Source organism: Clostridium sp. CMCC3677, from assembly GCF_023845585.1.
Lineage (GTDB): Bacteria > Bacillota > Clostridia > Clostridiales > Clostridiaceae > Clostridium > Clostridium aquiflavi.
In genome coordinates this window covers 34,356-60,717 of the sequence record NZ_JAMQHS010000005.1, presented here as the reverse complement: position 1 = coordinate 60,717, position 26,362 = coordinate 34,356, and the positions used below count along the sequence as shown (strand labels likewise).

General features: G+C 26.5%; 24 protein-coding genes and 1 other annotated feature. Of the genes, 11 read left to right on the top strand and 13 right to left on the bottom strand.

Features of this window, described 5'->3' with window-relative positions:
- Positions 1–145: 145 nt before the first annotated feature.
- Together NG901_RS07210 and NG901_RS07205 are read right to left on the bottom strand one after the other, a co-directional pair.
- Positions 146–982: a CvfB family protein gene (locus NG901_RS07210; protein WP_252213143.1), complete on the bottom strand. Its 837-nt coding sequence runs from the start codon at positions 980–982 to the stop codon at positions 146–148.
- 23 nt (positions 983–1,005) lie between these two features.
- Positions 1,006–1,515 (bottom strand): gamma carbonic anhydrase family protein, encoded by a 510-nt coding sequence (locus NG901_RS07205; protein WP_252213142.1) that lies wholly within the window; start codon positions 1,513–1,515, stop codon positions 1,006–1,008.
- A gap of 141 nt (positions 1,516–1,656) precedes the next feature.
- Here NG901_RS07205 and NG901_RS07200 point away from each other — a divergent pair, with 141 nt between their 5' ends.
- Positions 1,657–2,652, top strand: a complete 996-nt coding sequence (locus NG901_RS07200) for a CehA/McbA family metallohydrolase domain-containing protein (protein ID WP_252213141.1) — start codon at positions 1,657–1,659, stop codon at positions 2,650–2,652.
- A 340-nt stretch (positions 2,653–2,992) separates the two neighbouring features.
- Here the strand turns inward: NG901_RS07200 and NG901_RS07195 are convergent, their stop codons facing one another.
- Complete coding sequence (locus NG901_RS07195) at positions 2,993–3,331, bottom strand: hypothetical protein (protein ID WP_252213140.1); 339 nt, start codon at positions 3,329–3,331, stop codon at positions 2,993–2,995.
- Positions 3,332–3,561: 230 nt separating this feature from the next.
- On the opposite strand from NG901_RS07195, the gene NG901_RS07190 reads away from it, so the two are divergent.
- The 3 genes from NG901_RS07190 to NG901_RS07180 all read left to right on the top strand — a co-directional run bounded on the left by NG901_RS07190 (position 3,562) and on the right by NG901_RS07180 (position 5,210).
- Positions 3,562–4,029: an Lrp/AsnC ligand binding domain-containing protein gene (locus tag NG901_RS07190; RefSeq protein WP_003370983.1), complete on the top strand. Its 468-nt coding sequence runs from the start codon at positions 3,562–3,564 to the stop codon at positions 4,027–4,029.
- A gap of 78 nt (positions 4,030–4,107) precedes the next feature.
- Complete coding sequence (locus tag NG901_RS07185) at positions 4,108–4,308, top strand: DUF378 domain-containing protein (RefSeq protein WP_252213139.1); 201 nt, start codon at positions 4,108–4,110, stop codon at positions 4,306–4,308.
- Positions 4,309–4,448: 140 nt separating this feature from the next.
- Positions 4,449–5,210: a putative ABC transporter permease gene (locus tag NG901_RS07180; RefSeq protein WP_252213138.1), complete on the top strand. Its 762-nt coding sequence runs from the start codon at positions 4,449–4,451 to the stop codon at positions 5,208–5,210.
- Positions 5,211–5,457: 247 nt separating this feature from the next.
- Here the strand turns inward: NG901_RS07180 and NG901_RS07175 are convergent, their stop codons facing one another.
- Positions 5,458–7,209: a phosphoenolpyruvate carboxykinase gene (locus NG901_RS07175; protein WP_252213137.1), complete on the bottom strand. Its 1,752-nt coding sequence runs from the start codon at positions 7,207–7,209 to the stop codon at positions 5,458–5,460.
- Between the two features lie 215 nt (positions 7,210–7,424).
- On the opposite strand from NG901_RS07175, the gene NG901_RS07170 reads away from it, so the two are divergent.
- Positions 7,425–8,288, top strand: coding sequence for a ComEC/Rec2 family competence protein (locus NG901_RS07170; RefSeq protein ID WP_252213136.1), 864 nt, complete (start codon positions 7,425–7,427; stop codon positions 8,286–8,288).
- Between the two features lie 155 nt (positions 8,289–8,443).
- Positions 8,444–9,901: a glutamate--tRNA ligase gene (gene gltX, locus NG901_RS07165; protein ID WP_252213135.1), complete on the top strand. Its 1,458-nt coding sequence runs from the start codon at positions 8,444–8,446 to the stop codon at positions 9,899–9,901.
- Between the two features lie 127 nt (positions 9,902–10,028).
- Here the strand turns inward: gltX and NG901_RS07160 are convergent, their stop codons facing one another.
- Both NG901_RS07160 and NG901_RS07155 read right to left on the bottom strand, forming a co-directional pair.
- A complete protein-coding gene (locus NG901_RS07160) occupies positions 10,029–10,769 on the bottom strand; it encodes a ribonuclease H-like domain-containing protein (protein ID WP_252213134.1) in 741 nt (246 codons plus the stop codon).
- 14 nt (positions 10,770–10,783) lie between these two features.
- Positions 10,784–11,512, bottom strand: a complete 729-nt coding sequence (locus NG901_RS07155) for an HAD-IB family hydrolase (RefSeq protein ID WP_252213133.1) — start codon at positions 11,510–11,512, stop codon at positions 10,784–10,786.
- A gap of 228 nt (positions 11,513–11,740) precedes the next feature.
- On the opposite strand from NG901_RS07155, the gene NG901_RS07150 reads away from it, so the two are divergent.
- Genes NG901_RS07150 through NG901_RS07140 form a run of 3 tightly spaced genes read left to right on the top strand, consistent with a single transcriptional unit; the run spans position 11,741 to position 13,945 of the window.
- On the top strand, positions 11,741–11,962 hold the full coding sequence (locus NG901_RS07150) for a FeoA family protein (RefSeq protein WP_252213132.1): 222 nt from the start codon (positions 11,741–11,743) through the stop codon (positions 11,960–11,962).
- Positions 11,963–11,977: 15 nt separating this feature from the next.
- Positions 11,978–13,741: a ferrous iron transport protein B gene (feoB, locus tag NG901_RS07145; RefSeq protein WP_252213131.1), complete on the top strand. Its 1,764-nt coding sequence runs from the start codon at positions 11,978–11,980 to the stop codon at positions 13,739–13,741.
- 51 nt (positions 13,742–13,792) lie between these two features.
- Positions 13,793–13,945, top strand: a complete 153-nt coding sequence (locus NG901_RS07140) for a FeoB-associated Cys-rich membrane protein (RefSeq protein ID WP_252213130.1) — start codon at positions 13,793–13,795, stop codon at positions 13,943–13,945.
- Between the two features lie 371 nt (positions 13,946–14,316).
- Here NG901_RS07140 and NG901_RS07135 read toward each other — a convergent pair whose 3' ends face one another.
- Both NG901_RS07135 and argS read right to left on the bottom strand, forming a co-directional pair.
- Complete coding sequence (locus NG901_RS07135; protein WP_252213129.1) at positions 14,317–15,429, bottom strand: AI-2E family transporter; 1,113 nt, start codon at positions 15,427–15,429, stop codon at positions 14,317–14,319.
- Between the two features lie 300 nt (positions 15,430–15,729).
- On the bottom strand, positions 15,730–17,421 hold the full coding sequence (gene argS / locus NG901_RS07130) for an arginine--tRNA ligase (RefSeq protein WP_252213128.1): 1,692 nt from the start codon (positions 17,419–17,421) through the stop codon (positions 15,730–15,732).
- 308 nt (positions 17,422–17,729) lie between these two features.
- Positions 17,730–17,959: a binding site (T-box leader), on the bottom strand.
- Between the two features lie 161 nt (positions 17,960–18,120).
- Between argS and NG901_RS07125 the strand changes: the two genes are divergently transcribed.
- On the top strand, positions 18,121–19,626 hold the full coding sequence (locus NG901_RS07125; RefSeq protein WP_252213126.1) for a Ppx/GppA phosphatase family protein: 1,506 nt from the start codon (positions 18,121–18,123) through the stop codon (positions 19,624–19,626).
- Between the two features lie 123 nt (positions 19,627–19,749).
- Here the strand turns inward: NG901_RS07125 and NG901_RS07120 are convergent, their stop codons facing one another.
- The 3 genes from NG901_RS07120 to NG901_RS07110 all read right to left on the bottom strand — a co-directional run bounded on the left by NG901_RS07120 (position 19,750) and on the right by NG901_RS07110 (position 22,663).
- Positions 19,750–20,415 (bottom strand): site-2 protease family protein, encoded by a 666-nt coding sequence (locus tag NG901_RS07120; RefSeq protein ID WP_252213124.1) that lies wholly within the window; start codon positions 20,413–20,415, stop codon positions 19,750–19,752.
- A gap of 154 nt (positions 20,416–20,569) precedes the next feature.
- A complete protein-coding gene (locus NG901_RS07115) occupies positions 20,570–21,601 on the bottom strand; it encodes a dipeptidyl-peptidase IV (protein ID WP_252213122.1) in 1,032 nt (343 codons plus the stop codon).
- Between the two features lie 18 nt (positions 21,602–21,619).
- Entirely contained in the window at positions 21,620–22,663 is a 1,044-nt protein-coding gene (locus NG901_RS07110) for a phosphodiester glycosidase family protein (protein WP_252213536.1), read from the bottom strand.
- Between the two features lie 265 nt (positions 22,664–22,928).
- Here NG901_RS07110 and NG901_RS07105 point away from each other — a divergent pair, with 265 nt between their 5' ends.
- Positions 22,929–23,897 carry a biotin--[acetyl-CoA-carboxylase] ligase gene (locus tag NG901_RS07105; protein WP_252213120.1) on the top strand — a complete coding sequence of 323 codons (969 nt, stop codon included), beginning with the start codon at positions 22,929–22,931 and terminating at the stop codon, positions 23,895–23,897.
- 63 nt (positions 23,898–23,960) lie between these two features.
- On the opposite strand, the gene asnA is transcribed toward NG901_RS07105, so the two are convergent.
- Both asnA and NG901_RS07095 read right to left on the bottom strand, forming a co-directional pair.
- Positions 23,961–24,974: an aspartate--ammonia ligase gene (gene asnA / locus NG901_RS07100; protein WP_252213119.1), complete on the bottom strand. Its 1,014-nt coding sequence runs from the start codon at positions 24,972–24,974 to the stop codon at positions 23,961–23,963.
- A gap of 158 nt (positions 24,975–25,132) precedes the next feature.
- Positions 25,133–26,083, bottom strand: coding sequence for an L-lactate dehydrogenase (locus NG901_RS07095; protein ID WP_252213117.1), 951 nt, complete (start codon positions 26,081–26,083; stop codon positions 25,133–25,135).
- Positions 26,084–26,362: the final 279 nt, after the last annotated feature.

The following is a 26,362-nucleotide window of genomic DNA, read 5'->3' as shown; positions in this document are numbered from 1 at the left end:
TACTTAATCTACTTTATTTATGTATATATCAAAACATTTCTAAAACACAGCATTATAAAAAGATATGCTATTAATTAAACGGCATATCTTTTTATATAAAATCTTATGTAATAATCATATCTCTAAAATATAGTTTTAATATTTATTATAATAATCTTGTTCCTTCTTTGTCTTGAGCTATTAACTTTTGTTTCATTAATCCACCAAGTGCTATTTTAAAATAGTTCTTACTAGTATTAAATGTTCTTTTTATATCTTCTGGAGAAGACTTATCATTGAATGGCATAAATCCTCCATTTTCTCTTAAGTATTGAAGTATGTCTTTTGATAGTACGTCTCTTTCATTTAATCTTGTTTTTCTTGTTGTAATACCAATTACTCCATCTTCATATATTCTCTTAACTCTTGCATTTACTGCTTGACCTGGATATAAATAGTCAAAATGTTCATTACCTAATATTATTCCTTTGTACTTTCTATTTATTGCAACTTTTAAAGTTCCATTATAACCACTTTCATACACTATTGCTTCAATTTCATCTGAAGTTTTAAATTCTTCAGGTGATGCAAATTCTAAATAGTTATCAACTCTAGTTGTAAGCGCTATTCTATCCGTTTTATCTAAGTACATATAAAATAAATACTTTTCTCCTGTTTTTAATTTATATATTTGCTCTTTAATTGGTATAAATGCATCTCTTTCAAGACCAAAATCCGCAAACGCTCCTATACCACTTTGACCAACTACTTCTAAGTAACCTACTTTTCCAACTGTTAAACTTGGAGTTTTTAATGTTGATATTACCCTATCCTTTGAATCCCTATAAACAAAAGCCTCTACTTTATCGCCAACTTCTATTTTGTTTTCATTTAAAGATGAATTTGGTAATAACACTTCTTCACCCATGTCATTTTCTAAGTAATATCCAAAATCAACTTTTTTACTTACCTTAAAATTATTATATTCACCTATTAGTATCATATTTCCTCCAATTTATTACCTTATTAATTACTGTCTGCCATCTTCTTAGCTAAATTAACATAAGTTAAAGAGCTTTCTTTATTAGCTTGAATTTCTTCCTGTGTTAATCTTCTTATAACTTTTGCAGGATTTCCAAGTATTAATGATCCGTCTTCAAACTCTTTATTTTGAGTTACTAAGCTTCCAGCAGCAACAACAGAATTTTTACTTATTTTAGCTCCATTTAATATTATAGCTCCCATACCGATCAATGCATTATCTTCTATTGTACATCCATGAATTATAGCTCCATGACCAATAGTAACTCCGTTTCCTATGGTCACTTTATTTTCACCATCTCCATGAATAACAACATTTTCTTGTATATTAGTTTCGCATCCTATAGATATTGATTGTTCATCACCTCTAAGTACAGCACCAAACCATATGTTAGAATTTTCTTTAATAACGACATCTCCAATAATAACAGATGTTTCAGATATGTAAACACCTTCTGATATATTAGGAATATTATTTAAAAAATTCTTTATCATTATTTTTCCCACTTTCTTCTTTTTTATAATTAAATTTAGCTAAGATATCTAAACTTATTTTATCATTACATTTAGTTATTGTCATTATTTTACCGCAGAAGATATATTATATACTGTAAGCAATTTTATAGGTAGGATAATTTGACTAAGAAAAAAACACAAATTAACTTTAAAAACTTAAAATTTTACTATGGCATTCCTCATGCTCATTGTGGCTTTTCTACTGGAAGAGGTACCCCAACTGAAGCATTTGATTATGCTCGACATAACGGATTAGATTTTTTGATTTTAACAGATCATAATAATTATCTTATTAAATCTGTTAGAATGAACGGAAATGAATTAAGTAAATGGGAAGCTTTAAAATACTTAAGAATAAAATATAGAAGAAAACATGATAACTTCCTACCAGTAATAGGATTTGAAAGTAAAACTAGTGGATTTGGAGATATAAATGTAGTGAATTCTAATAGATTTTTTACTGGTATAGTTAGTAATCTTAAATTATTAATATTATGGATGTTTAATAATCCAAACGCCTTTATAAGCCTTAATCATCCCCATAAAAACATAAATTACTTAGAGTATAGCCCTTTATTAAATAAACTAATAACATCTATTGAGGTTGGTAATGGTTCTGCTCCAAATAAATATTCTAGATATGATAAGTATTATTACAATTTATTAGATAAGGGTTGGCAACTTGGTGCTATAAACTCGCAAGATAATCATAGAATGAATTTTGGTGATGATGAAAATTTAACATGCATAATTTCTAATGAACTTACTTTAGACTCCTTAATAACTGCATTTAGAAGTCGACATACTTATTCAACTGAATCTAAATCTTTAGTTATGTACTTTACTATAAATAATGCTTTTATGGGTGAAACTATCCCTTTAGATGATAATGAACTAGAATTTTATATATTTATTCAAGATAACAACTATAAAATTAAGGAGATAAATATAATTTCTTTTTCAGGTACAATAATAAAAAAAATACCTGATTTAAATTTAAATCGCATAAAATACATTTACAGGCATAAAGCTGAAAATAATGAAAAGTGGTATGTTATAAAAACCATATTAGAAAATGGTAAGGTAGGAATAAGTTCACCTATTTTCCGTATTTAGTGTAGTAATCTCTGCCAATGTAGTAGACATAAATCTAAATTCAAGTAAAAAAAATTGCCAAGCAACTTTGGAGTGTCAATTTTTTATTCTTTATGATTTGTTTCTTAATCCTTAAACAAGATTATAATTTGAGTTATCCACAGATTTTTTTAAAATATAATTTTCTAAAGAATAAAAAAATTTAAAAGGCATAAGAGATACTGTTATATATAACAGTATCTCTTATGCCTGTCAGTATTAAAATTTTAGCTTTTTTAATGTTTTTATCTTATAAAAAATAATTTTAAATATTAATTTTTTTATATTTTTCTATGACTAAAATAAAAAAATACCAACTATTTTATTTTCCATTATCTTTATGTTTTACTCTATTAGGTTTTGCTTTTGGTTTTATAACTATTTTCTTTTCTAACTTTTTAGGTCCGCCAGTTTGAAGTATATCCATAAACCATAAGAAAAATAATACAGATAAAACTGATAATAACATTTGTACTGGAACTACTTTTTTTGTAGTTGTCAAAAACATTTGAACTAAAAATAATACAATTGCTATAGAAAGAGGCACCCATTTGTTTACTCTCACTTTTTTAAATATATACTTTCTGCAAATCCAATAAAGTAAAAGTGTAAATGCTAAAACTCCTATAAAAGTAAGAATCGTCATAATAACACTACCCATATATGTCATTCCTCCTTAAATGTGTATATTAAATAGTTTATTAGATATTATATATATAATCAAGCTTTACTCATATTTTTTTATTTTTATGAAAATTTTATTATAATACAAATTATTACTTTAATAAAAATTTTGAAAATAATTAATAAATTTATTGATTTTTACTTTTATAATCCTCCAATATTTGATAAAATTAAATTTAGATTTTATGATTATTAAGAGGTGATAATATGAAACTAGTTGCAAATGCACATTTAGATGAATTAGACTTACAGATTTTAGATTTATTAATAAAAGATTGTCGAACCCCTTATTTAGAAATAGCAAGAATTTGTCATGTTAGTGGAGGAACAATCCACGTAAGAATGAAAAAAATGGAGGATTTAGGTATAATTAGAGGTACTAGAATTCTTCTAAATCTACCTAAACTAGGTTATGATGTTTGTTGTTTTGTTGGAATATATGTAGATAAAGCATCTTGCTTTACTTCTGTATTTGAAGAAATGGCTAAAATAAAAGAAGTCGTTGAGCTTCACTTAACTACTGGAAACTATTCAATGTTTGCTAAAGTAGTTTGTACTAATATTTCTGATTTACAGGATCTTTTACTTAATAAGATTAATAATATAGATGGAATTTCAAGAACTGATACATTTATATCATTATCACAACCAATAGACAGAAATATATCTTTATAATTATTTTTATTTTAAAGTAATAAAAACACACTTTTAAGTAAATACTGTTATTGAAAGAACTGCTAGAAGTATGATTTTATGAAAGCATTTGATTACATTGCACTTATTTCAGTTGTTATAAGTGCTATTAATTGGGGTTTGATTGGATTTTTTCAAATAAATATAGTAGCAATACTATTGGGATGTTATATAATTTTTGGTAAAATAATTTATTCTTTAATTAGAATGGCTGAGATATACTCGCTTTCTTTTTTCACAAAAGAAAGAACCATAGCATAAATTAATTTTAAGCATCATTTCTTTCTTGAAATTGATGCTTAATTTTTATACTATAAAAAAATTAATGTAAAATTAATCTTTTTATAGTATATAAATTCTAGATTATATACTATAATTTAAATATTATGTTAGGAGGTACTATGTATATATTAAATAGTTTTAGCTTATATGACTTAATTTACTTTTTTATGATATATTCTTTTTTAGGATGGTGTGTTGAAGTAATCTATGCATATAAAAATAATAATTACTTTATAAACCGAGGCTTTTTATATGGTCCTTTTTGCCCTATCTATGGTTTTGGAATTGTTTTTATGTTAGTTTCATTACATAATTTTACAAATAACTTATTGTTATTATTTATTTTTGCCACATTGCTAACATCGCTTATAGAATATTTAACAGGTTTCATTTTAGAAAAGGTTTTTAAATCCAAGTGGTGGGATTATACTGATGATGCCTTTAATCTTCATGGAAGGATATGTCTTGAATTTTCATTATTATGGGGGGCGGCTTCTGTAATAGTTATAAAATTGCTTCACCCTGTGATTAAATATTTGATTGATAAATTGCCTACAACTATTGAAACATATGTTTTTTACATTATAGTAATTTATTTTTTAATTGATTTTGTTCTAACTGTTAATTCTTTGGTTGATTTTAAAAATCTTTTGATTAAACTTCAAACAGATAAAAGTGGTTTATTCGAAAAATGTGTTGAATTTATAGCTTTTACCAAAAAGAAGGCTAGTAATAAGTCAAAAACTTTAGAAGCTAAATTTACAAAATTTATATTAAAATTAAATCATATAAGATTAATAAAATCATTCCCTAATGTTTCTTCAAAATCATTTGATTCAATACTTAAACCATTAAAAGAAAAGATACTAAAAAAAGATTAAAAAATCTTTTTTTAGTATCTTTTTAATTTAGGTCATGTTTTAAACATGAATTGATATATTTAATAGGTAAAGTGGCATTGTAATTTAACTTTGAGAATCCTCAATGAATATTGTCACATTTACTGCTTGTCTCAATTTTAAATTGGGAGCAAGCTAAAATGGGACTATACTCATTTTAGTATTCCTAAGTTCAATTACTCAGTCCACTTTACTTATAAATATATCAATATTTTTTAAAACATACTAATTATAGTTTTTTAATCTCTTCAAATAATTCTAAAGCTGCATTTTTAGGACCATTCTTCTCTTCTCCACATACTCCTAAACAAGTTTTAATTTGACCAACTTTAGTTTGCTTTGATTTAAACATAAAATCAAAATACTTTTCTATGAGTACATTAGTCTCATCTTGTTTTTGAACTGGACCAAATGGATTTGCAAAGAATGATTCAACTAATCCTTTTTCTGTTGTAGTTCCCTTAGCCATTCTTGCACCTGATCTAAATACATTTACTGCGTCTTCAGCGCAAGTGAAATATTCTAGATGTTTTTCATTTTCTTTTACATCCTCATAATTATTTGCATAAAAGAAGAAATCAATTTTATATCCTGCCATTATTTCTTTGTAAGATGAAACTGGCATAACTAGTCTAGCATTCACTTTATCAGGATTCATAAATATACTTCTATCCATTTCTTTAAAAGCATATCCTTGGTCCAAATCATCTAATCTAACAAATGCTCCTATTTCTGTACCATACCCTTTTATTTCACCATCTTCTAATTTAAAAGTTCCCATATCATCAAATATTATAGTCATATCAGATATATAATCTTCACTTAAGCTTCTAAATGCTTCTAAGCTTTCTGATTTTCCTGCCCCACTATCCCCCATAATAACTACATTAGCTGTTTTTCCATTTTTCAATACAATATTTACCATAGCCCCATGTATTGGTAAATATCCTTTTTTAATCATTATTAAATTATGAAGAGTTAATGACATTTTTTTCATATATCCAAAATAGTCAATTTTATCTGAATGATTTATATAACCAAGCATAATATCATTTTTATAATCATTATAGAATACAGTCTTTAAATCTTTTCCATTTTCATCATTTGCGCCAAATACAAATACTATATCAGGTCTTCTGCCTCTTATCTCTTCTGTTCTAGCCATCTCGAATAAGTTACATAAAGTTATTCCATGTTCCATATAATCTCTATGGAAGTATATATATGCTAATGACTCTCCTATTTTAGCAGGATAACAAAACCAATGTTCTTTGTTTATACTTGCATATTTTAATGGATTTTCATCAATTTCTGAAAACACTCCATCTCTTGTATTTCTCTTTGGATAAGTTATAAATGGTGTTTCTAAAAGAATGTTATCTATAAAAGGTATATCTTCTAATATTTCATACCCTTTAGGAATGGGCCACTCCATTTGATGAATCATGATACATGCGTTTCCACCAGCAGGAATTTGTCTATAAACCTTAGGTTGATAACCTAATACATTTTTTTCAACCTTCCTATATAATTTAAGTATGATTACTGAGAACTCTGCATTTGCTTCTGTAAAGCTCATTGCAGCTAATCCTTGTCTTAATTTATATCTATGAATTATTGTATATCTTTCTAATCTTCTCCAATAAGAATAAAACTCTTCTACAAATCTAATAAAGCTATCTTTATTAGTCAATAACGCTTCAAAACCTGGACTTAATTCTATAATTTCTTCTACACCCATTATTGTTAAAAATTTTATAGCTTTTATTAATGCCTTGCAAATCTTAGATGTATCATTTGATTCTAATGAATCTGTTAAAAATCTATATGTTAATGTATTTTTTCTTTTTGATTTTTCTAAATAACTATTTAATACCCTTCTAAAGCCTTCACTTTCTAACACTGAATCAATATTATTACAATACTTTGTAGTAAAATTAATCATTACTTTATCATTACTCATGGAAAATTCTTTTTTCATTTATTTGCCCCCTATTATGAATTTTTAAATAAGTCAATATTGCATTTTTTCTATAAAAGCTGTATTTTTATTTAATTATAACATAATTTTTGCAATATTCAACCTTTCAATTTTTCATTTTTTTAATTTATATACATATTACATTAATTGAAATCCTTATCTTTTTTAAGAATTATTTTCTATTTAATGGTAAAATAATTTAAAGGAGTGTTCTTATGAGAGTTAAAAGAAATTTGAAATTTAAACTACTATTATTATTTATAATATTATCTACATTATTTATGCTAAGATACTTGAATTTAAACACTAATTACTATGATTATAATAATATGATTATTCACTACATTGATGTGGGACAAGGTGATGCAAGTCTTATACAAGTAAACAATATAAATATGCTAATAGATTCTGGTCCAAAAGAATCTAGAAATAAAATTTTAAGTTACCTGCGCTCATTGAATATAAAAAAAATAGATTATATTATTGCAACCCATCCTCATGAAGATCATATAGGTAACATGGCTAAAATTATAAAAACTTATGGAATTAACAAATTTTATGCACCTAAAATAGAAAATACTACATCTACATTTGAAAAAATGATAGATGCATTAAAAGATAAAGATCTAAAAATTAATGTATTAAAAAAAGATACTAATACCATTGATCTAGGAAAGAATACTCATGTAACTGTGTTTTCTCCAATTAAAAATCTATATGACAATATAAATAATTATTCACCTGTTATAAAAATTCAATATGGAGATACTTCCTTCTTATTTACAGGAGATGCTGAAAAAGAAGTAGAGAGTGAAATATTATTAGATTCAAACAATAATATAAAAAGTGATGTAATAAAAATAGGTCATCATGGTTCATCCACCTCCTCAAGCAAAGCTTTTATTGAAAAAGTAAATCCTTCACTAGCTATAATTTCTGTTGGTAATGATAATAAATTTAATCATCCTAATAAATCCACAATAGAATGTTTAACTAAAAGTAACATAAAAATTTATCAAACAAATAAAGAGCATACAATTATCTTATCTTCTGATGGACATAAAATAATAAAAAAATAATTATGTATGAGATGAATCTAAGTCCTCCAAAATATTGACATAGAATGACTGTTGATATATCATAGAATTAATATTATATATATTATGTCCCTTTCATTTAATATTCATAATGAAAGGGCTTTATTTATGAAGATTTGTATAGGAGTGAAATAAAAATGGCATCAAAAAAAATTAGAACAAGATTTGCACCTAGTCCAACTGGTTATATGCATGTTGGAAATTTAAGAACTGCACTTTATGCTTATCTTATAGCTAAACATGAAGATGGAGATTTCATACTAAGAATTGAGGACACTGATCAGGAAAGATTAGTAGAAGGTGCGGTTGATATTATATATAACACGCTAAAATTAACAGGTCTTAACCACGATGAAGGTCCAGATGTTGGCGGTGAAGTTGGACCTTATGTTCAAAGTGAAAGAAAAGCTATATATCTTGAATATGCAAAAAAATTAGTTGAAAAAGGAGAAGCTTACTATTGTTTCTGTTCTAAAGATAGATTAGATATACTTAAAGAAAATGCTGAAGCTTTAAAGAGACCATTTAAGTATGATAAGCATTGTTTACATCTTACAAAAGAAGAAATAGAAACAAATCTAGCTAAAGGATTACCTTATGTAATAAGACAAAATAATCCTACAACTGGATCAACAACTTTTGATGATGTTATATACGGTAAAATAACTGTAGATAACTCTGAACTTGAAGATATGATTTTAATTAAATCTGATGGTCTTCCAACTTATAATTTTGCAAATGTTGTAGATGATCATTTAATGGGTATAACTCATGTTGTTAGAGGTAATGAATACCTTTCATCTTCACCTAAATATAATAGATTATATGAAGCATTTGGTTGGGATGTTCCAGTTTATGTTCATTGTCCACCAATTATGAAAGATACTCATCATAAATTATCAAAAAGAAATGGTGATGCATCATTTGAAGATCTTATTCAAAAAGGTTATCTAAAGGAAGCTGTACTTAACTACATTGCATTACTTGGATGGAACCCTGGAACAAATGAAGAAATATTCAGTCTTGAAGAATTAACTCAAAAATTTGATTTCAAGGATATAAGTAAATCACCTGCTATATTTGATGACGCTAAATTAAAATGGATGAATGGTGAGTATATAAGAAAACTTTCTTTAGATGAGTTCCATGAACTTGCTGTTCCTGAATATAAGAAAGTTTTAAAGAAAGATTTTGATTTAAAATTCATTTCAGACTTATTACATACAAGATGTGAATTATTAAGCGATCTAGCAGAACAAATTGATTTCTTAGAAGAGTTACCAGAATATTCGACTGATCTTTATGTTCATAAAAAAATGAAAAGTACAGTTGAAAGTTCATTAGAAAACTTAGAAAAAGTTTTACCAATTATTGAAGCAATCGATGAAGCAAATTGGAATAAAGATTATATCCACGAAAAAGTGTTCGAATTAATAAAATCATTAGAAATTAAAAATGGTCAAATGTTATGGCCTATAAGAACTGCTCTTTCTGGTAAATCATTTACTCCAGGTGGTGCTTTTGAGCTTGCTATATTACTTGGAAAAGAAGAATCAATTTCAAGATTAAAAAAAGGTATAGAATTACTTAAATAATAGAAACCCCTCTGCATAATCATTTACTATGCAGAGGGGTTTTAAGGTACCGTATTATTTAGACTTTCTTAGCTTTAAATTTCATGCACTTAATCTAAAGCTAAGAAAAATTTATTTTAAGTTGAACTTAGTGATTTATTATTGATTTATTTTCATAATTAAAATTATCTATTTCATCATCCAATTCTTCTATACTCTCATCTAACTCTTCAATTTCATTATCATCATATATATATTTCTTCCACTTAACATAAATATGATATAAATTAACCACATCTTGTTCATTATAAAGAAGTATTTTTTCTATTTTTTCCTCTGGCATTCTTTTGAAGTAACTTTTGTCTTTTAATACTTTATGAAAAGTTTTAGCTAAATTCGATCCACTAATTACTTCTCCTTCCCTTATAATGTCAAATAGCTTTTCTAAATTTTTAAGTCCTATAGATGTGGTTTTATTTTTTTCATATTCTTTTTGTATATCTATTGAATCAAATTCCTTGTTAAAATCATATTCTATCCCATATTGTTTAAAAAGATAATTTATAACAGTAAAATCATTATTCCCTGAAAATGTCACAATTGCTTTTTTACCTAATTTTTTCATCTTAATAAAATAGTTTCGCGCCAAATATAATATATCAGCTACTTCGTCTCTATCTTCTATCATATATTGTGTTACCAAAATTTCATTTAGTCTTTTATTAAATTCACAAGCTCCAAATACTCCAATACACTTTGGTTTTTTATATACATAGTGTTCAAGATCAAAAAATATAAGCTCACTAGGTAAATACTCTCTATTTTCAGGTTTTATCATAAATTCATCACTAAATTCTTCTACCTTTACGTTGTTCTCACGAATAATCACAGTACCACTCTTTCCTATACAAATTGTATATCTTCAATATTTAAGTTATATATTACATCCTTTCTTTCTACTATAACATTAACTTTATTTGTCACTTCATTGTCACTCATAACTTTTTGTAAAAGTTCTTTTGTTGGATTAATGCAAAATGGATGTCCTACATGCTTAAACATAGTATAATCTCCAGATGTATCTCCATAAGCATAACTTTTGTTAAGGTCTATATCATATTTCTCTACAAGTTCATTTATAGCTTTAGATTTACTCTCGCTATCCCACATAGGTATAACTTCACTTGTATACATATCTTTCTTATCTACCATATAAATTGTACCTTTATAATCATTAAAGCCATATTTATTGGCCATTTCTCTAACAAGTTCTGAAGGCGAACCTGATATTATTATTATAATATGACCTTGCTCTTTATGCCACTTTATTCTATCTCTTGTAAAAGTGTAAACCCTATCACCTTTTTGTTCAACTACTTTTTGCGCTATATGCTCTACTTGATGCTTTTCTAATCCTTTGATAGCTTCTAAATAAACATCTACCATCTTTAAAAGATAATTGTCATAATCACCTTGTCTCTTATCCCATTTTAAAAAATGAGGCTTTACTTCATTATACCATCTCTCAGGCGCTATAATCTCATATTTAACCATCTTTTTAAATACTTCTGTAATTAAACCTTCTCTGTATAATGTTCCATCTAAATCAAAAAATGCCCCTATTTTTGACATTATCTCACCCCGTCTTTCATAGTATAGTATATTTTTTATATTTTATTATACTGTATTTTTTTAATTAGTTAAAGTTTGTATTATATTTTCTTATTTATCTTTAATTATTTATATTTTTTCCATTATATTATATATTATGTTTTTGGACTTCAACTATTGACTAAAGTGTAAAAAAGATGCTATTATTATACTTTGAACGATAATAATTTTCAATTAGAGGTGATATTCATGTGTATTTGCGATTTAAAACCTGGTGAAAAAGGAATAATAGATTTCATTGAAGGTGATTTAAAATTAAAGAAAAGATTATCAGCCTTAGGATGTATTAAAGGTACTGAAATTGAATTTAAAAGAAGAGCTCCTTTAGGAGATCCAATAGTTATAAATTTTAGAGGATTTGATTTAGCTATTAGGAAAAATGATGCTAAGAATATATTCTTATCAATATAGGGAGGATTTTAACTTATGACGACCATAGCTTTGCTTGGAAATCCTAATGTAGGAAAAACTACTTTATTTAATGCTTTAACTGGATCCAATCAATATGTTGGTAATTGGCCTGGAGTAACTGTTGAAAAAAAAGAAGGATACATAAATGACATAAAAATTGTAGACTTGCCAGGAATTTATGCAATGGATACTTTTTCAAATGAAGAAAAAGTAGCAAAAGACTTTTTGCAAAATGGACAAGTTGATTTAATACTAAACATAGTAGATGCTTCTAATTTAAATAGAAATCTTTACTTAACAACTCAATTAAAAGAATTTAATAAACCAATCATATTAGCAGTAAATATGATTGATGTAGCAGAATCTAAAGGTATTTTTATAGATTATAAAAAGCTATCAAAATTATTTGACGTTGAGATAATTCCTATATCTGCTGGAAAAAACATTGGAATTGATAAAATTTCAGCAAAATTACAAGAAGCTAATTTTAAAAACTCAGAAAATAATGAGAGGTTTGAATTTTCTTCTGAAGAAGATGCTTATTCATTTATTGAAGATACATTAAAACAATGTATAAAATCGGAACAAAATAATGAAATAACTACTTCTGAAAAAATAGATAAGATTCTACTTAATCCGTATTTTGCTTATCCAATCTTTTTAATGATAATAGCTTTAATGTTTCAAATTACATTTTCTTGGGTTGGACAGCCTTTATCAGATTTATTAGACACATTTTTAAATGATGCTTTTGTTCCTTTTGTAAGTAATTCATTATCAAGCACTGCTCCTTGGTTTCAATCTTTAATAATTGATGGAATAATAGCAGGTGTTGGTGGAATACTAGTATTATTACCTATAATTTTAGTATTATTTATATGTATTACCATATTAGAAGATAGTGGTTATATGTCTAGAGTAGCATTTTTAATGGATAAATTAATGAGAAAAATGGGATTATCAGGAAAAGCATTTATACCTATGTTGATTGGTTTTGGCTGCACTGTCCCTGCAATAATGACTGCAAGAACTTTAGAAAGTGAAAAAGATAGAAAACTTACTTCTTTACTTGTTCCTTTAATGTCATGTAATGCACGTTTACCAGTTTATGTAGTATTTGCATCTGTATTTTTCACAGATTATAGAGGGTTAGTTGTTGCATCATTATATTTTTTAGGTGTACTTCTAGCATTCTTACTCGGTATATTATTTAAAAATACATATTTCAAAAAAGATGAAGAACCATTTATAATTGAAATTCCTGAATATAAAATGCCAAAACTATCATCGATTTTAAAGCAAACAGGAGATAAAGGAAAAGACTTTTTGAAAAAAGCTGGAACAATAATCTTTGCTATGAGTGTTGTAATATGGTTTTTATCAAACTTTAACTTTACTGGTATGGTAAGTGAAGTAAATGAAAGCATTTTAGCTTCTATTGGTAATGTTATAGCTCCTGTGTTTTCACCTTTAGGATTTGGAAATTGGCAATCTGCTGTTTCATTACTTTCAGGACTACTTGCTAAAGAATCAGTTATAGCTTCTATGCAAGTAATTTTTGCTGGTAATTTAGATATTGTTTTAGGTGCACATTTTACTGCATTATCTGCCTATTCTTTCTTAGTATTCATATTACTATATACACCTTGTATTTCTGTAATTGGAACTATGAAAAAAGAATTTGGTGCTAAATTTACTTTATTTTCAGTATTTTATCAATTAGTACTTGCTTGGATAGTTTCATTCCTAGTATTTAATATAGGTAACTTAATCATATAAAAATATAAAATTAAAATTTCAACTAATTATTACATAAAGGTGATGTGATTTATGGTAGAAATAACTTGTACTATACTAATTGTTTTATCTTCAGTTTTTATAATTATGAAATCAATAAAAAATTCATCTAAAGGCAAATGTAATTGCAGTAGTAGTTGTAAAAATTGTTCTAAAACATGCAGTAATATTTTAGATAAAAAATAGACTATATTTTAGAGCGTTGGTATTCTATCAACGCTCTTTTAAATATAGTCTATTTTTATGTTGTTCTATGTTTTAGAAGTGTATTATTGATATATGCAAAGAAGCAAAGAGCTCTAGATTGAGTAATTAAACTTAGAAATGACACTTTACCAATTACATAGAACAAAATCGCTAAGGCGACTTTGAAGCCGTCGATTTTTTTAGCCATGCGCCCTTTCCAAACGCAGTGCAGGAATAATGGTGCGGCATATGATTATTTTTTATTCTTTAGGGGTACTCATAATACCTTTAAAACACATTATTTTAAAAGTTATCCACAAATTTTTTAATAATATAAATTCCTAAAGAATAAAAAAACATAGAATTATTCATTATAAATTCTTAAATAAGCTTGGATTTTTAGACTTATAAAATTTTACTACTCTAATATAATAAATATTAATAGTTGCAATTGTAGGTGATGCCAATAGCATTCCTATAGGTCCCCAGAATGCGCCACCTATTATTACCCCCATAATGATCCAAAATGGTTTCACTCCTACTTTTGATCCTATAAGCTTAGGATCAAGATACCAAGCATCAAATTGTTGAATTAAAAGTAGAAGCACAAATACTATAAGAGCCTTCATAGGTGAAACAAATATGCACACTGTAGCACCAACAACTTCTCCTATAAAAGGTCCAAAGTAAGGTATCATATTAGTAATAGCTACTATGATTGATAATAATAGTGCATATGGAGCTTTAACTATTACTAAACCAACTAAAGCTATAAGCCCTATTATAGCAGAATCTATAGCCTTTGCTCCTATATACACTCCTATCATCTTGTTATAAGTTTTACAAACATTAATTAATTCATTAGCCTTCTTTTCTTTTAAAATTATATAAGTTATAGTTTTTAAACCATATAATAATCCATCTTTGTCACATAATACATAAACAGCTATTAAAAATCCGAATACTATTTTTACTAAGTTTCCTGTAAAAGATAATAAATATCCTAACATGCCTTGTAATAAAGTTATTGTAAAATTACCCATTTTAATTGATAAAAGTTCAATTTTATCTACTAAACCAGCGTCAACTATTAACTCACTTAATCTAGGGTTTTTAATAGCTGTGTTAATCCATTCTTGAATTGTTTCCATATATATAGGTACTTCTTTAATTATGCTACCAATACTATCTATCAAACTAGGTATAGTAAATAAGAAAAACATTATTATTATTCCTGTTATAACTGCATATGTTGCTAATATAGACTTTCCTCTTGAAAATTTACATCTTTTTTCAAAAAGCATCATTATAGGATTTAATATATATGTAAAAATTAAAGCATATATAAATGGCGATATAATAGATAGAAAATGTTTTGCTATATTAAAGAAAAACTCATAATTATCTATTATTTTATATACAATAATACCAATAATAGCAATTACTAATATATCCTTGTATTTTACATTCCTATTTATAATCATTCCCTTTCTCCTCTCTTAAAATATTCTTACGTATTACCAAATATTATATCATATATTAATTTAATAAAGATTAATTCTTTGTTAAATTAATTATGTATTACCATATTTAATTTAACAGTGACTTAATCCTTGTTTTTAATATTCTCAGGCTCTGTTTTAAATATGTGTTAATATATACAATGGGTAAAGTGGCATTGTAATTGAACTTATGTATATATCAACACTCTACTAAAACATAGCCATAGCATTAAATAAAAATAGCTAGAAACTTAAAATTAAAGTTTCTAGCTATTTTTTTAATTACATTTTTTCTACTACATCTATTCCTAATAGTTCTAATCCATTCTTTATTACTTGTAAACTACTTCTTACTAAGCTTAATCTAGTTGCTTTTAAAACTTCATCATCTAAATTTAAAACTGAATGAGCATTATAGAATTTGTTAAATGATTTTGCAACTTCTATAACATATCTTGTTAAAATTGATGGTTCTAACTTATCAGTAGCAAGTTTAATTTGATTATTGAAATTAGCTAAAACTTTAACTAATTCAAATTCTTCTTTTGAAGATAATTTACTAAAATCAACCTCTGAAGAAATATTCTCTGCTCTACTTAATATGCTGTTAGCTCTAGCATAAGAATATTGAACATAAGGACCTGTTTCTCCTTCAAATGATAAGATTTCTTTCCAATCAAATACGATATCTTTTTCTCTTGAATTCTTTAAGTAAGTGAAAATAATAGCTCCAACACCTATTTTCTTAGCTACTTCTTCTTTATTTTCAAGATTTGGATTCTTTTCATTTATAACTTCTAAAGTTTTTTCAACTGATTCTCTTATCAAATCATCAAGTAAAACAACTTCTCCCTTTCTTGTAGAAAGCTTTCTATCTGCAAATTTAACTAATCCAAATCCAACATGAACACAATCATTTGCCCATTCATGTCCTGCAAGTTCTAACACTTTAAATACTTGTTTAAAATGTAATGCTTGTGGGCTTCCAACTACATAGATACTCTTGTAGAAATCATAAGTTTTCTTTCTATACATAGCAGCAGCTAAATCTCTTGTTGCATATATAGATGCTCCATCACCTTTTAATACTATACAAGGTGGCATATTATAATCATCTAACATTACAACCTGTGCTCCATTACTTTCTACAAGTAATCCCTTATCCTTTAATTCATTAACTACTACATCCATTTTATCATTATAGAATGCTTCTCCTGCTAATGAATCAAATTTAACTCCTAATATATCATATACTCTTTCAAATTCCTTTAAACTTAAATCTCTAAATCTCTTCCATAAAGCTTGTGCTTCTGGATCTCCTGTCTCTAGCTTTTTAAAATACATTCTTCCTTCGTCTTCTAAGCTAGGATCTTTTTCTGCTTCTTCATGGAATTTAACATAAATTCTAAGAAGTTCATCAATTGGAGCTTTTTCTAAAGCTTCTTCATCAACCCATCTATTATAAGCTGATATAAGCTTACCAAATTGAGTTCCCCAATCTCCTAAATGATTTAAACCTACAACATCATATCCTTCTTTTTTAAACATTTTGTATAAAGAATTACCAATGGCTGTAGTAAATAAATGTCCTACATGGAATGGTTTTGCAATATTAGGTGAAGAATATTCAACACAAACTGTTTTACCGTCTCCTATGTTAGATTCACCATAGTTATCTCCATCTTTTAATATCTTATTGATTGTATTTTCAGCAAATACTCCTTTATCAACAAAGAAATTTAAATATGGTCCAAGATTTTCAATTCTTTCAAATCCTTCTTTGTTAATAGCATCTTTTAAAGTTTCAGCTATCATATTAGGTGCTTTTCTCATTACTTTAGAAAGTTGAAAACATGGAAAAGCATAATCCCCCATTTCAGACTTAGGTGGTATTTCAATAAGTTTTTCTATAGCATTAACATCCAAATCTACATGTTCTTTAATTAGCTGTGCAATTTTATTTTTGTAATCCATAAGTATCCTCCTAGAAGTTTATTATTTAATCTTTCGCTCTTTTTTAAAACAGAGCCAAGTTTATAACTATGTACTTTTATTTTATATTTTTATAAAGAACAAAATCGCTAAGGCGACTTTGGAGCTGTCGATTTTTTTAGCCATGCGCCCTTTCCAAACGCAGTGCAGGAATAATGGTGCGGCATATGATTATTTTTTATTCTTTAGGGGTACTCATAATACCTTTAAAACACATTATTTTAAAAGTTATCCACAAATTTTTTAATAATATAAATTCCTAAAGAATAAAAAAAATTCCTCTCTAAAAAATAAGAGACGAATTATCCGCGGTACCACTCTAATTGCATCTTTATAGTTTAACTTAAATCATAAAGATACCACTTAACTTTTAACGCAAGTTATTACGATCATCCCTACTTAAAACTTTTCAGGTGATTTCTCCAAGACTCTCTTCCTATTAATCTATCTTGTAAGGCTTACACTATCCCTTACTCGCTTTAAGAATCAATTATAGTACTCTTCTTTTCACAGAACTTTTCCATATTAATCTTCATTTATTATACAAATCAGCTTTAAATTTGTCAATCTTAAAAATAGAAAATAAATAACTCATCATATGAATTACTTTTCAAATGATGTATAATGATAATATTAATCTTAAGAATTAAAATGAATATTAGTACTTTAAGGAGTTATAAAATGAAAAAAATAGGTGTTATTTACATTGGTTCTAATTCAGTTAAATTTACATTAATGAATGTAATGAAAAATGGATATTATAAGGTTATCGGAGAATCTAGTAATGATATTAAACTTGCTTTAGATTTATTAGATGATAATAAAATATCTGATAGTAAAATAAACGAAACACTAGCAAATGTTCGTTCATTTAAATCATTATGTACTTTTTCAGAAGTAAAAGAAATCATAGCAGTTGCTACTTATACCTTAAAAAAAGCATCTAATTGTAATGAATTTCTTGAAAAAATAAAAAATCAGTTTAACATAACTGTTAACTTATTATCAGATGAGCAGGAAATATATTATAGTTACTTAGGGGTAACAAGAAGTATGTATGTAAATAATTCTCTTATTGTAGATATTTGTGGATCTTGTACTCATTTAACTTGGGTTAAAGATGGAAAAATAGAGAAAAATACTACAATTCCATTAGGGGCCTTAACTTATACTTTCAAATACAATTTACAAGATAGAGTGTGTTATGAAAATCTAGAAAAAGCCATATTGTCTTTAACAAGTATATTAGATGACATTGAGTGGTTAAAAAAAGAAAATTTCGAATCTATAATAGTTGTTGGTAGTACAGCTAGAACTCTTTGTAAAATTGATAAAGCTAAAAAAAGATATCCTTTTGATATTTTACACAACTACAAGTTAAATGAAAATGATGTTTATAAAATATATAACTTAATAAAATGTAAAGACTTTAAGCAGAGAACTAAAATAGATGGTTTATCAGTAGAAAAATCTGATTTAATAGTTGGGGGATTAAGTATACTAAATACTATAATTGAAAAAGTAAGATGTGATGATATTATAATATCTGGTCGTGGATTAAGAGAAGGTATAATGTTTGAATATATAAATAATCATTATGAGCCTATTGATTATATATTAGATTATAATTTGAATGGTATAATTGAATATTTAAATATAAATAGAGCACACGCTGAACATGTATTTAACATAACATCAACTCTATTTAATGAATTAAAGCCTATTCATAAATTAGGAGATAAATATAATAATGTATTAAAAACTGCTACATTATTGCATGATTCTGGAGTTAGTATAGATTATTATCATCATCATAAACATTCTTTTTATGTAATACTAAATTCCAACATTAATGGACTTAGTCATAGAGAACTATTCATGAGTGCTGCTATTGCTGCTACTCATAATGAAAGAGATAAAGTAGCACTGCCACCTTTCTTTTCAATAATAAATAAATTAGATATAAAAGCTATTAATTCTATTAATATACTTCTTATGATTGCTGAACATTTGGATCTAAGTCTTGAAAGAGCTGTAGACTATTTAAGCATTGATATAAAAGAAGATAGCGTTTTAATTAATTTATCCTCTCATTTAAATATCGATTTAGAAATAAAACAAGTACTTAAATTTAAAGATAGATTTAAAGATATTTATGGAAAAAATTTAGAAGTAAAACAAATATAATAAAAATGAGTTCGAAAATGTAATGAAATTTTCGAACTCATTTTTATTTTGGTAGAGTGTTGATATATGCATAAGAAAAGTGGGCGGAATAACTTAATATTTCATAATACCCATTACATTAAATTAAAATAACGACATTATAATTACTGCTAAATTAAGAGCTTTCATATATAAAAATTTAACTGGAATATTAATTATAAAGCCTCCAAAAAATATTATGCCTAGTAATATTAACATCTGATATTTATATAATTTCTCTCCTATAATAGAAAATTTCTTTGGCATCAGATCTTCTAATATTTTAAATCCATCTAATCCCGGTATAGGTAATAAATTAAATACTGCAACACTAATATTAATAAGAATAATCTTATTAATCATAAGATAAATGACACTATAATAAGATTCAGGTAACACATTAATTGCAAATCTAGCATAGATTCCAAATAATATTGATGTTACTAATACTACTAATAAATTTGCACATACTCCAGCAGCACTAACTCTTAAATCATCTTTATAATAATTTTTATATGCAGATGGATTAGTTCTAATTGGTTTTGCCCATCCAAATCCAAATAATAATATCATCAGAAATCCCATGGGATCAATATGCGCAACAGGATTCAATGTTAATCTACCTTCATATCTAGGAGTCTTGTCCCCCAATACATCTGCTACCTTTCCATGAGCATATTCATGAAATGTAAATGCAATTAAAATTGCTGGTATTAATACCATTAAATCAAACAATTTATCCAAAAGCATTTTAAACTCAATACTATACATACGTTTTCTCCTTATTTTAAATTTTATTTATATTTGACATTATTGTCATAAACAATTTTTTTTATAAAAAATAATGAAACTATCTCTAAATTGAATTTCTGACTAATAAAGCATAAAATCAATGTCTTAGAGATAATTTCATTTATAAAACTTCTTATTCCTCTACTAAACTAGTATATGATAATTTTCCATCTACAACTGTTGCTACAAACTTTTCTTCTATTTCAACTAGTTTTCCGTCATATGACATTTCTTTTCCTGTAGTAAGATTTTTTACTATTCCTTGAAGATTATCATTAATTAGTATTTCACTTTTACTATTAAAATACATATCTTTTGGATTTACCACTTCAGTTAAGTCTAAATTTTTCCATGATGATGTATCCTCATCTACTGTACCATATATTATTTTCGAAACTTTATCCGCTGTTATTTCGCCAATATATATAACACCTTCGGCATCAATTCCAAGTAATGCCAATTCTTTATCTGATTTGATTACTAGTCTCTTACTAGGACTTGTTGCATAAAAAGTGTTGTTAACCTCATCTTCATAAATCAATCTATCGTAACGTGGAATAACATCCATATTACCTAATACATCAGATTTAAGAGATACTCTTGTTAAATCATGGTTTATGTCTATTCTATAAACAGTATTCTTCATTCCACCTCTGTCTACATCAACATAATACACTCCTGTAAGAACTGAAACACTTATCTTTTTTACTTCCATATTACTTTTATAGCTACATACTTCACTTACATCACTTTGAACTTTATTAGTTGGATCATATGTTACAAGCTTTATCTTCTCTTCATCATCTATATTAGTCTTTTCTGCTATAACTATTCTATCTCTATCAGATAGCCACTTATAATACATTATATCTCCACCATCTTGAGTCTTAATTTCATTTTTTTCATTTGTTGATGTATCTTCTATGTATACTTTATTATTATAATTATAAGTTAAATATCTTCCATCATAAGATATTTTTACATCTTCTGATCCATCTGGAATAGTTGCATTTACATTCTTAGTATCTGCTACATCAGTTTCTACTTTCTTTATTTTAAAATCTGAAGAATGTTTAAAAACAAAACTATCTAAAATGAACAAACCAGCAAATTGTAATATTAGAGATAGTATTGCCCAAGAAATTATTCTTTTAATAACTTTCATTATCTTTGTCTCTCCTTTTTACTCAACAATAATTGCTGTTGGTATCGCTCTTTCTCCTAAGCTATCTGATGGATTATTTATTATCTTATCATTGTAATACATTGTTGTTGATTTTCCACCATCTAAGTTTATAGCATTTACAGCTCCACATTTATAGATTACTTCTTGAGCTTCCTTTAATGTAGCACCTAAACTTGTTGCACTTCTACCGTCTATAACCAAAAGGAGGATTGCGCCATCTGCTCTTTGACCTATTACAGTTCTTGGAGCTACTCCCCAACCGCCATCTCCTGCCATTGGAGTCATTTTACCATTTACAACTAAAGTTGGAGTAAAGCTTAAAGCTTCTTCTATATTTAACTTCTTAAGTTCATTTACAGAATAATTTCCTACTATTAATTTACCTTCTTTTGTAATTCCTAATAAATCAGTCTTTTCATTCTCATTTTTATCATTAAAAATTACCTTTCCTTGATTCATTATAACTCCTGTTGGAAGTCCTCCATTCCCAGTCCATTGAGCTGTTGAAGAACTATCTGTAAATCCACCTCCATTTATTGCTGCTATTGCATTATTATTCTTTGCAATTTGAGAGGTAGTTTCTCCTTCTACATTTAATTTAGAAGTATATCCTACTTTTATTCTAGTTGGATCTTTTATTGTTAAAAGATATCCATTATATTTAGGATTTTCTATTGTATGCAATTCAATATTAGAATCTTTTACTTTAGGTATTTCTACTTCATTAACATTTGTATTTTCAGAAGTTTCATCAACTGATGAAGTACCTAAAATCTCAGCTATTTTTTCATCTGATAAAAACCATGTTGCTAAAAATTGATGATTCATAGATGTCATTGCAGCTCCAACAAATGTTCTTTTTGCATTTTCAAAAGGGCCATATAAAAGTACAAAAGGGCCTGTACAAGCTGTGAAAATAACCATAAATATTAAAAATCCTAAAACCCCTTTAAAAGAAACCTTCTTTCTTTTTTTCCTTTTTTTAGAACCGTTTGGTCTAGCCTTTACAGCTTTTTTCTGCTTTTTTATGTTTTTATCCATGAAATTTTTCCTTTCTTTTTTCATTTCTAAAAGTACTTATAACCATATGTAAATTAAAATCAGACTATCTTTATAATTATATAATACGAAAATTTAAAATTCAATAATTATGTTAGTAATTATTTTCAATATTCATCTTTATTATATATAATTTTAATTTTTTTTTCTTATTATGATATAATTTATTCAATAATTATATGTTTTTACAAGTTAATAATTATTCTTACAAAAATAATCTTAAAGAATTAAAAGGAGATATTTAATTATGGAAAATAAAATTTTAAATAAATTAAAAAATTCTTCTAAATATATTTCTGGAGAAACCTTAAGTTTAGAATTAAAGATTTCAAGAAGTGCTATTTGGAAACATATTAGGACATTAAAAAATAAAGGCTATGTTATAGATGGAATTTCAAACAAAGGATATAAATTAATATCCTCACCTAATACATTATTTCCAAATGAAATAAATCCATTATTAAAAACAAAAAAAATAGCTAAAGATATAAAATATTTTTCTGAACTCCCATCAACTAATAAAACTGCAAAACAACTAGCTGATAATGATACTATAAGTGATGGAACATTAATACTTGCTGAAAAACAAACTTTAGGTAAAGGACGTTTTGATAGAAAATGGATTTCACCAACCAATGGCATTTGGATGAGTTTAATATTAAAGCCAAATATTCCACCTTCAGAAGCTTCGAAAATAACTCAAATTGCAGCTGCTTCAGTCTATAAAGCACTTTTAAACTTAGACATTAATGTACATATAAAATGGCCTAATGATATTTTTGTTAATGGTAAAAAATTATGTGGTATCTTAACAGAAATGAAATGTGATATAGATAGAATACATTATTTGGTTTTAGGAATAGGATTAAATGTAAATTTAGAAAGTCAAGAAATTCCAGATGAACTTAAAGACATAGCTACGTCATTAAAATTAGAATTCAATAAAACCTTTAGCAAAAGCTTAATACTTTCAGAAATTCTTAACAATTTCGAACCACTTTATGAAAAATTTATTTTTAAAAATGATATTTCTGAAGTATTAAATATATGTAGAAAAAATTCTAATCTTTTAAATAAAAAAGCAAAACTTATAACTTATCATAATGAAGAAATAGTCACCTGCATTGGTATAAATGATAATGGTGAACTTATTGTAAAAGATACAGCTGGAAATGAGAAAGCTGTAACAAGTGGAGAAATTAGTTTTAGGATATAAGATATAATTTCCTATACATATTTTAAGGCTCTGTATTAAAACAGAGCCTTGAAATATGTACTTTTATAATAATCTTATACCATGATTTTCACATGCTACTAGATTTTTTTCATCCCAGATTGAAGCTTGCACTTCACCTATATGAGCTTTTTTCAAGAAAAACATACATATTCTTGATTGTCCTATACCTCCGCCAATTGTATATGGTAATTTACCTTCTAATAACATCTTGTGGAATTCAAGATTTTTTCTATCTTCACAATTAGCTTCTTTAAGTTGTCTTAATAAAGCTTTTTCATCAACTCTAATTCCCATTGATGATACTTCAAATGCCCTATCTAAAATTGGATAGTAGAAGATTATATCTCCATTCATAGTCCAATCATCATAGTCTGGAGATCTCCCATCATGCTTTTCTCCTGATTTTAATATATCCCCAATTTGCATTATAAATACTGCGCCTTTTTCTTTAGCTATAAGATCTTCTCTTTCTTTCGCAGTTTTTCCAGGATACATATCTTCTAACTCTTGAGTAGTTATAAAAAATATCTCTTCTGGTAAAAATTTTTCTTCATCCATTGATTCTTTGCAAGCATAGTCTTCAGCTTTTTTAAATACAGTATAGATTTTCTTTACTACATCTTTTAAAGTATTTAGATTTCTATCTTCTTTGTTTATTATTTTTTCCCAATCCCATTGATCTACATATATAGAGTGAAGATTATCTAAGTCCTCATCTCTTCTTATAGCATTCATATCTGTATATAAGCCTTCACCTACATTAAAGCCATATCTATATAAACTATATCTTTTCCATTTAGCTAATGAATGTACTATTTGCACATCTTTTCCTGTTGCTAAAACGTCAAAACTTACAGGTCTTTCAGAACCATTTAAATTATCGTTCATTCCTGTTTGAGGTTCAACAAATAAAGGCGCTGAAACTCTAGTTAAATTTAAGCTTTCTGCAAGGGCTCTTTCAAAAAAGTCTTTAATCTTTTTAATATGAACTTCTGTTTCTATCAATGAATTTTTGCTTTTATATCCTTCTGGAATAATAACATTTTCAATATTCATAAATAAATCCCCCTTAAATTATTCTATATTACTTATATTTTTTAAATAAATATTTAGTAAAAAGGAGATCTTGAAATGCATTTGCATACTCGATCTCCTAAACATCCGTATTTCACTCATTCAGTATAATAAATTAATAATAATTTGTCAAATAAAATTTAAATTTGACATTTTGATACATGTTCTTTTAATATATTCGCTGAATTTTGTAATTTAATTATTTCTTCCTGAGTTATATTTGGCTCTACTATTCTTACTGCACCATTGCTATTAATTATAGTAGGTATAGCTAAGTACATATCACTAATACCGTACTCTCCTTGCATTAATGATGAAACAGTTAGAATAGCATTTTCATCTCTAAGAATTGATTCTGCTATTTTAGTTATAGCTAATCCAATTGCATAATAGGTAGCTTTTTTTCTACTTATTATTTCATATGCTGCATTTTTAACATCACTTTCAATAACACTTCTTATTTCTTCATCCCATTCTAATGAGAACTTCTTTGTGTAGTCATCAAATCCTTCTCCAGCAATACTTCCAGTACTCCAGCTTACAACTTCACTATCGCCATGTTCTCCTAAAACATATGCATGTATATTATTATTGTTTACATTTAGGTACTTACCTATAACGTATTTTAATCGTGATGTATCTAATACAGTCCCTGTTCCTATTACTCTTTCCTTAGGGAATCCTGATAATTTATATGTAATATATGCTAAAATATCTACTGGATTAGATGCAACTAATAATACAGCTTCTGGGCTTACTTTTGCCATTTCTGGAATAAATCCTTTAAATATATTATAATTTTTTTCAATTAAGTCTAATCTAGTTTCGCCTTCTTTTTGTGCTGCTCCTGCTGTAATTATAACTATATCAGAATCTTTAGTTTCTGCTATGCTACCAGCATATATATTAACTGGTTTTACAAATGAAGTTCCATGAACTAAATCCATAACTTCTCCCATGGCTTTATCCATATTTATGTCACATATACAAATTTCTGTAGCTACTCCACTATTCATTAAAGCAAATGCTGTTGTTGATCCTACAAATCCTGCACCTATAATTGATACCTTACGTTTTCTTTCTCTTGCCATGTCTAGTCCTCCTAAATATTCTATTCTTTAATATATTATTATCAAAACGTTTATAAATTATTATTTTACAAATTTATAAACATATTAAAATACTTTATTATTGTTTCCTATTAAATTGATTCTAAATAATATTATAAATATATTATTTAGAAATTAGGTTTCTTATTTCTTTCTAAGTCAGTATACATTAAATAATAATCAAATTCAATAGTATTTAATAATAATTATCGTTTAGTTAAATTAATTGAAAAACTTTAGAAATACTATATAATTAGATTT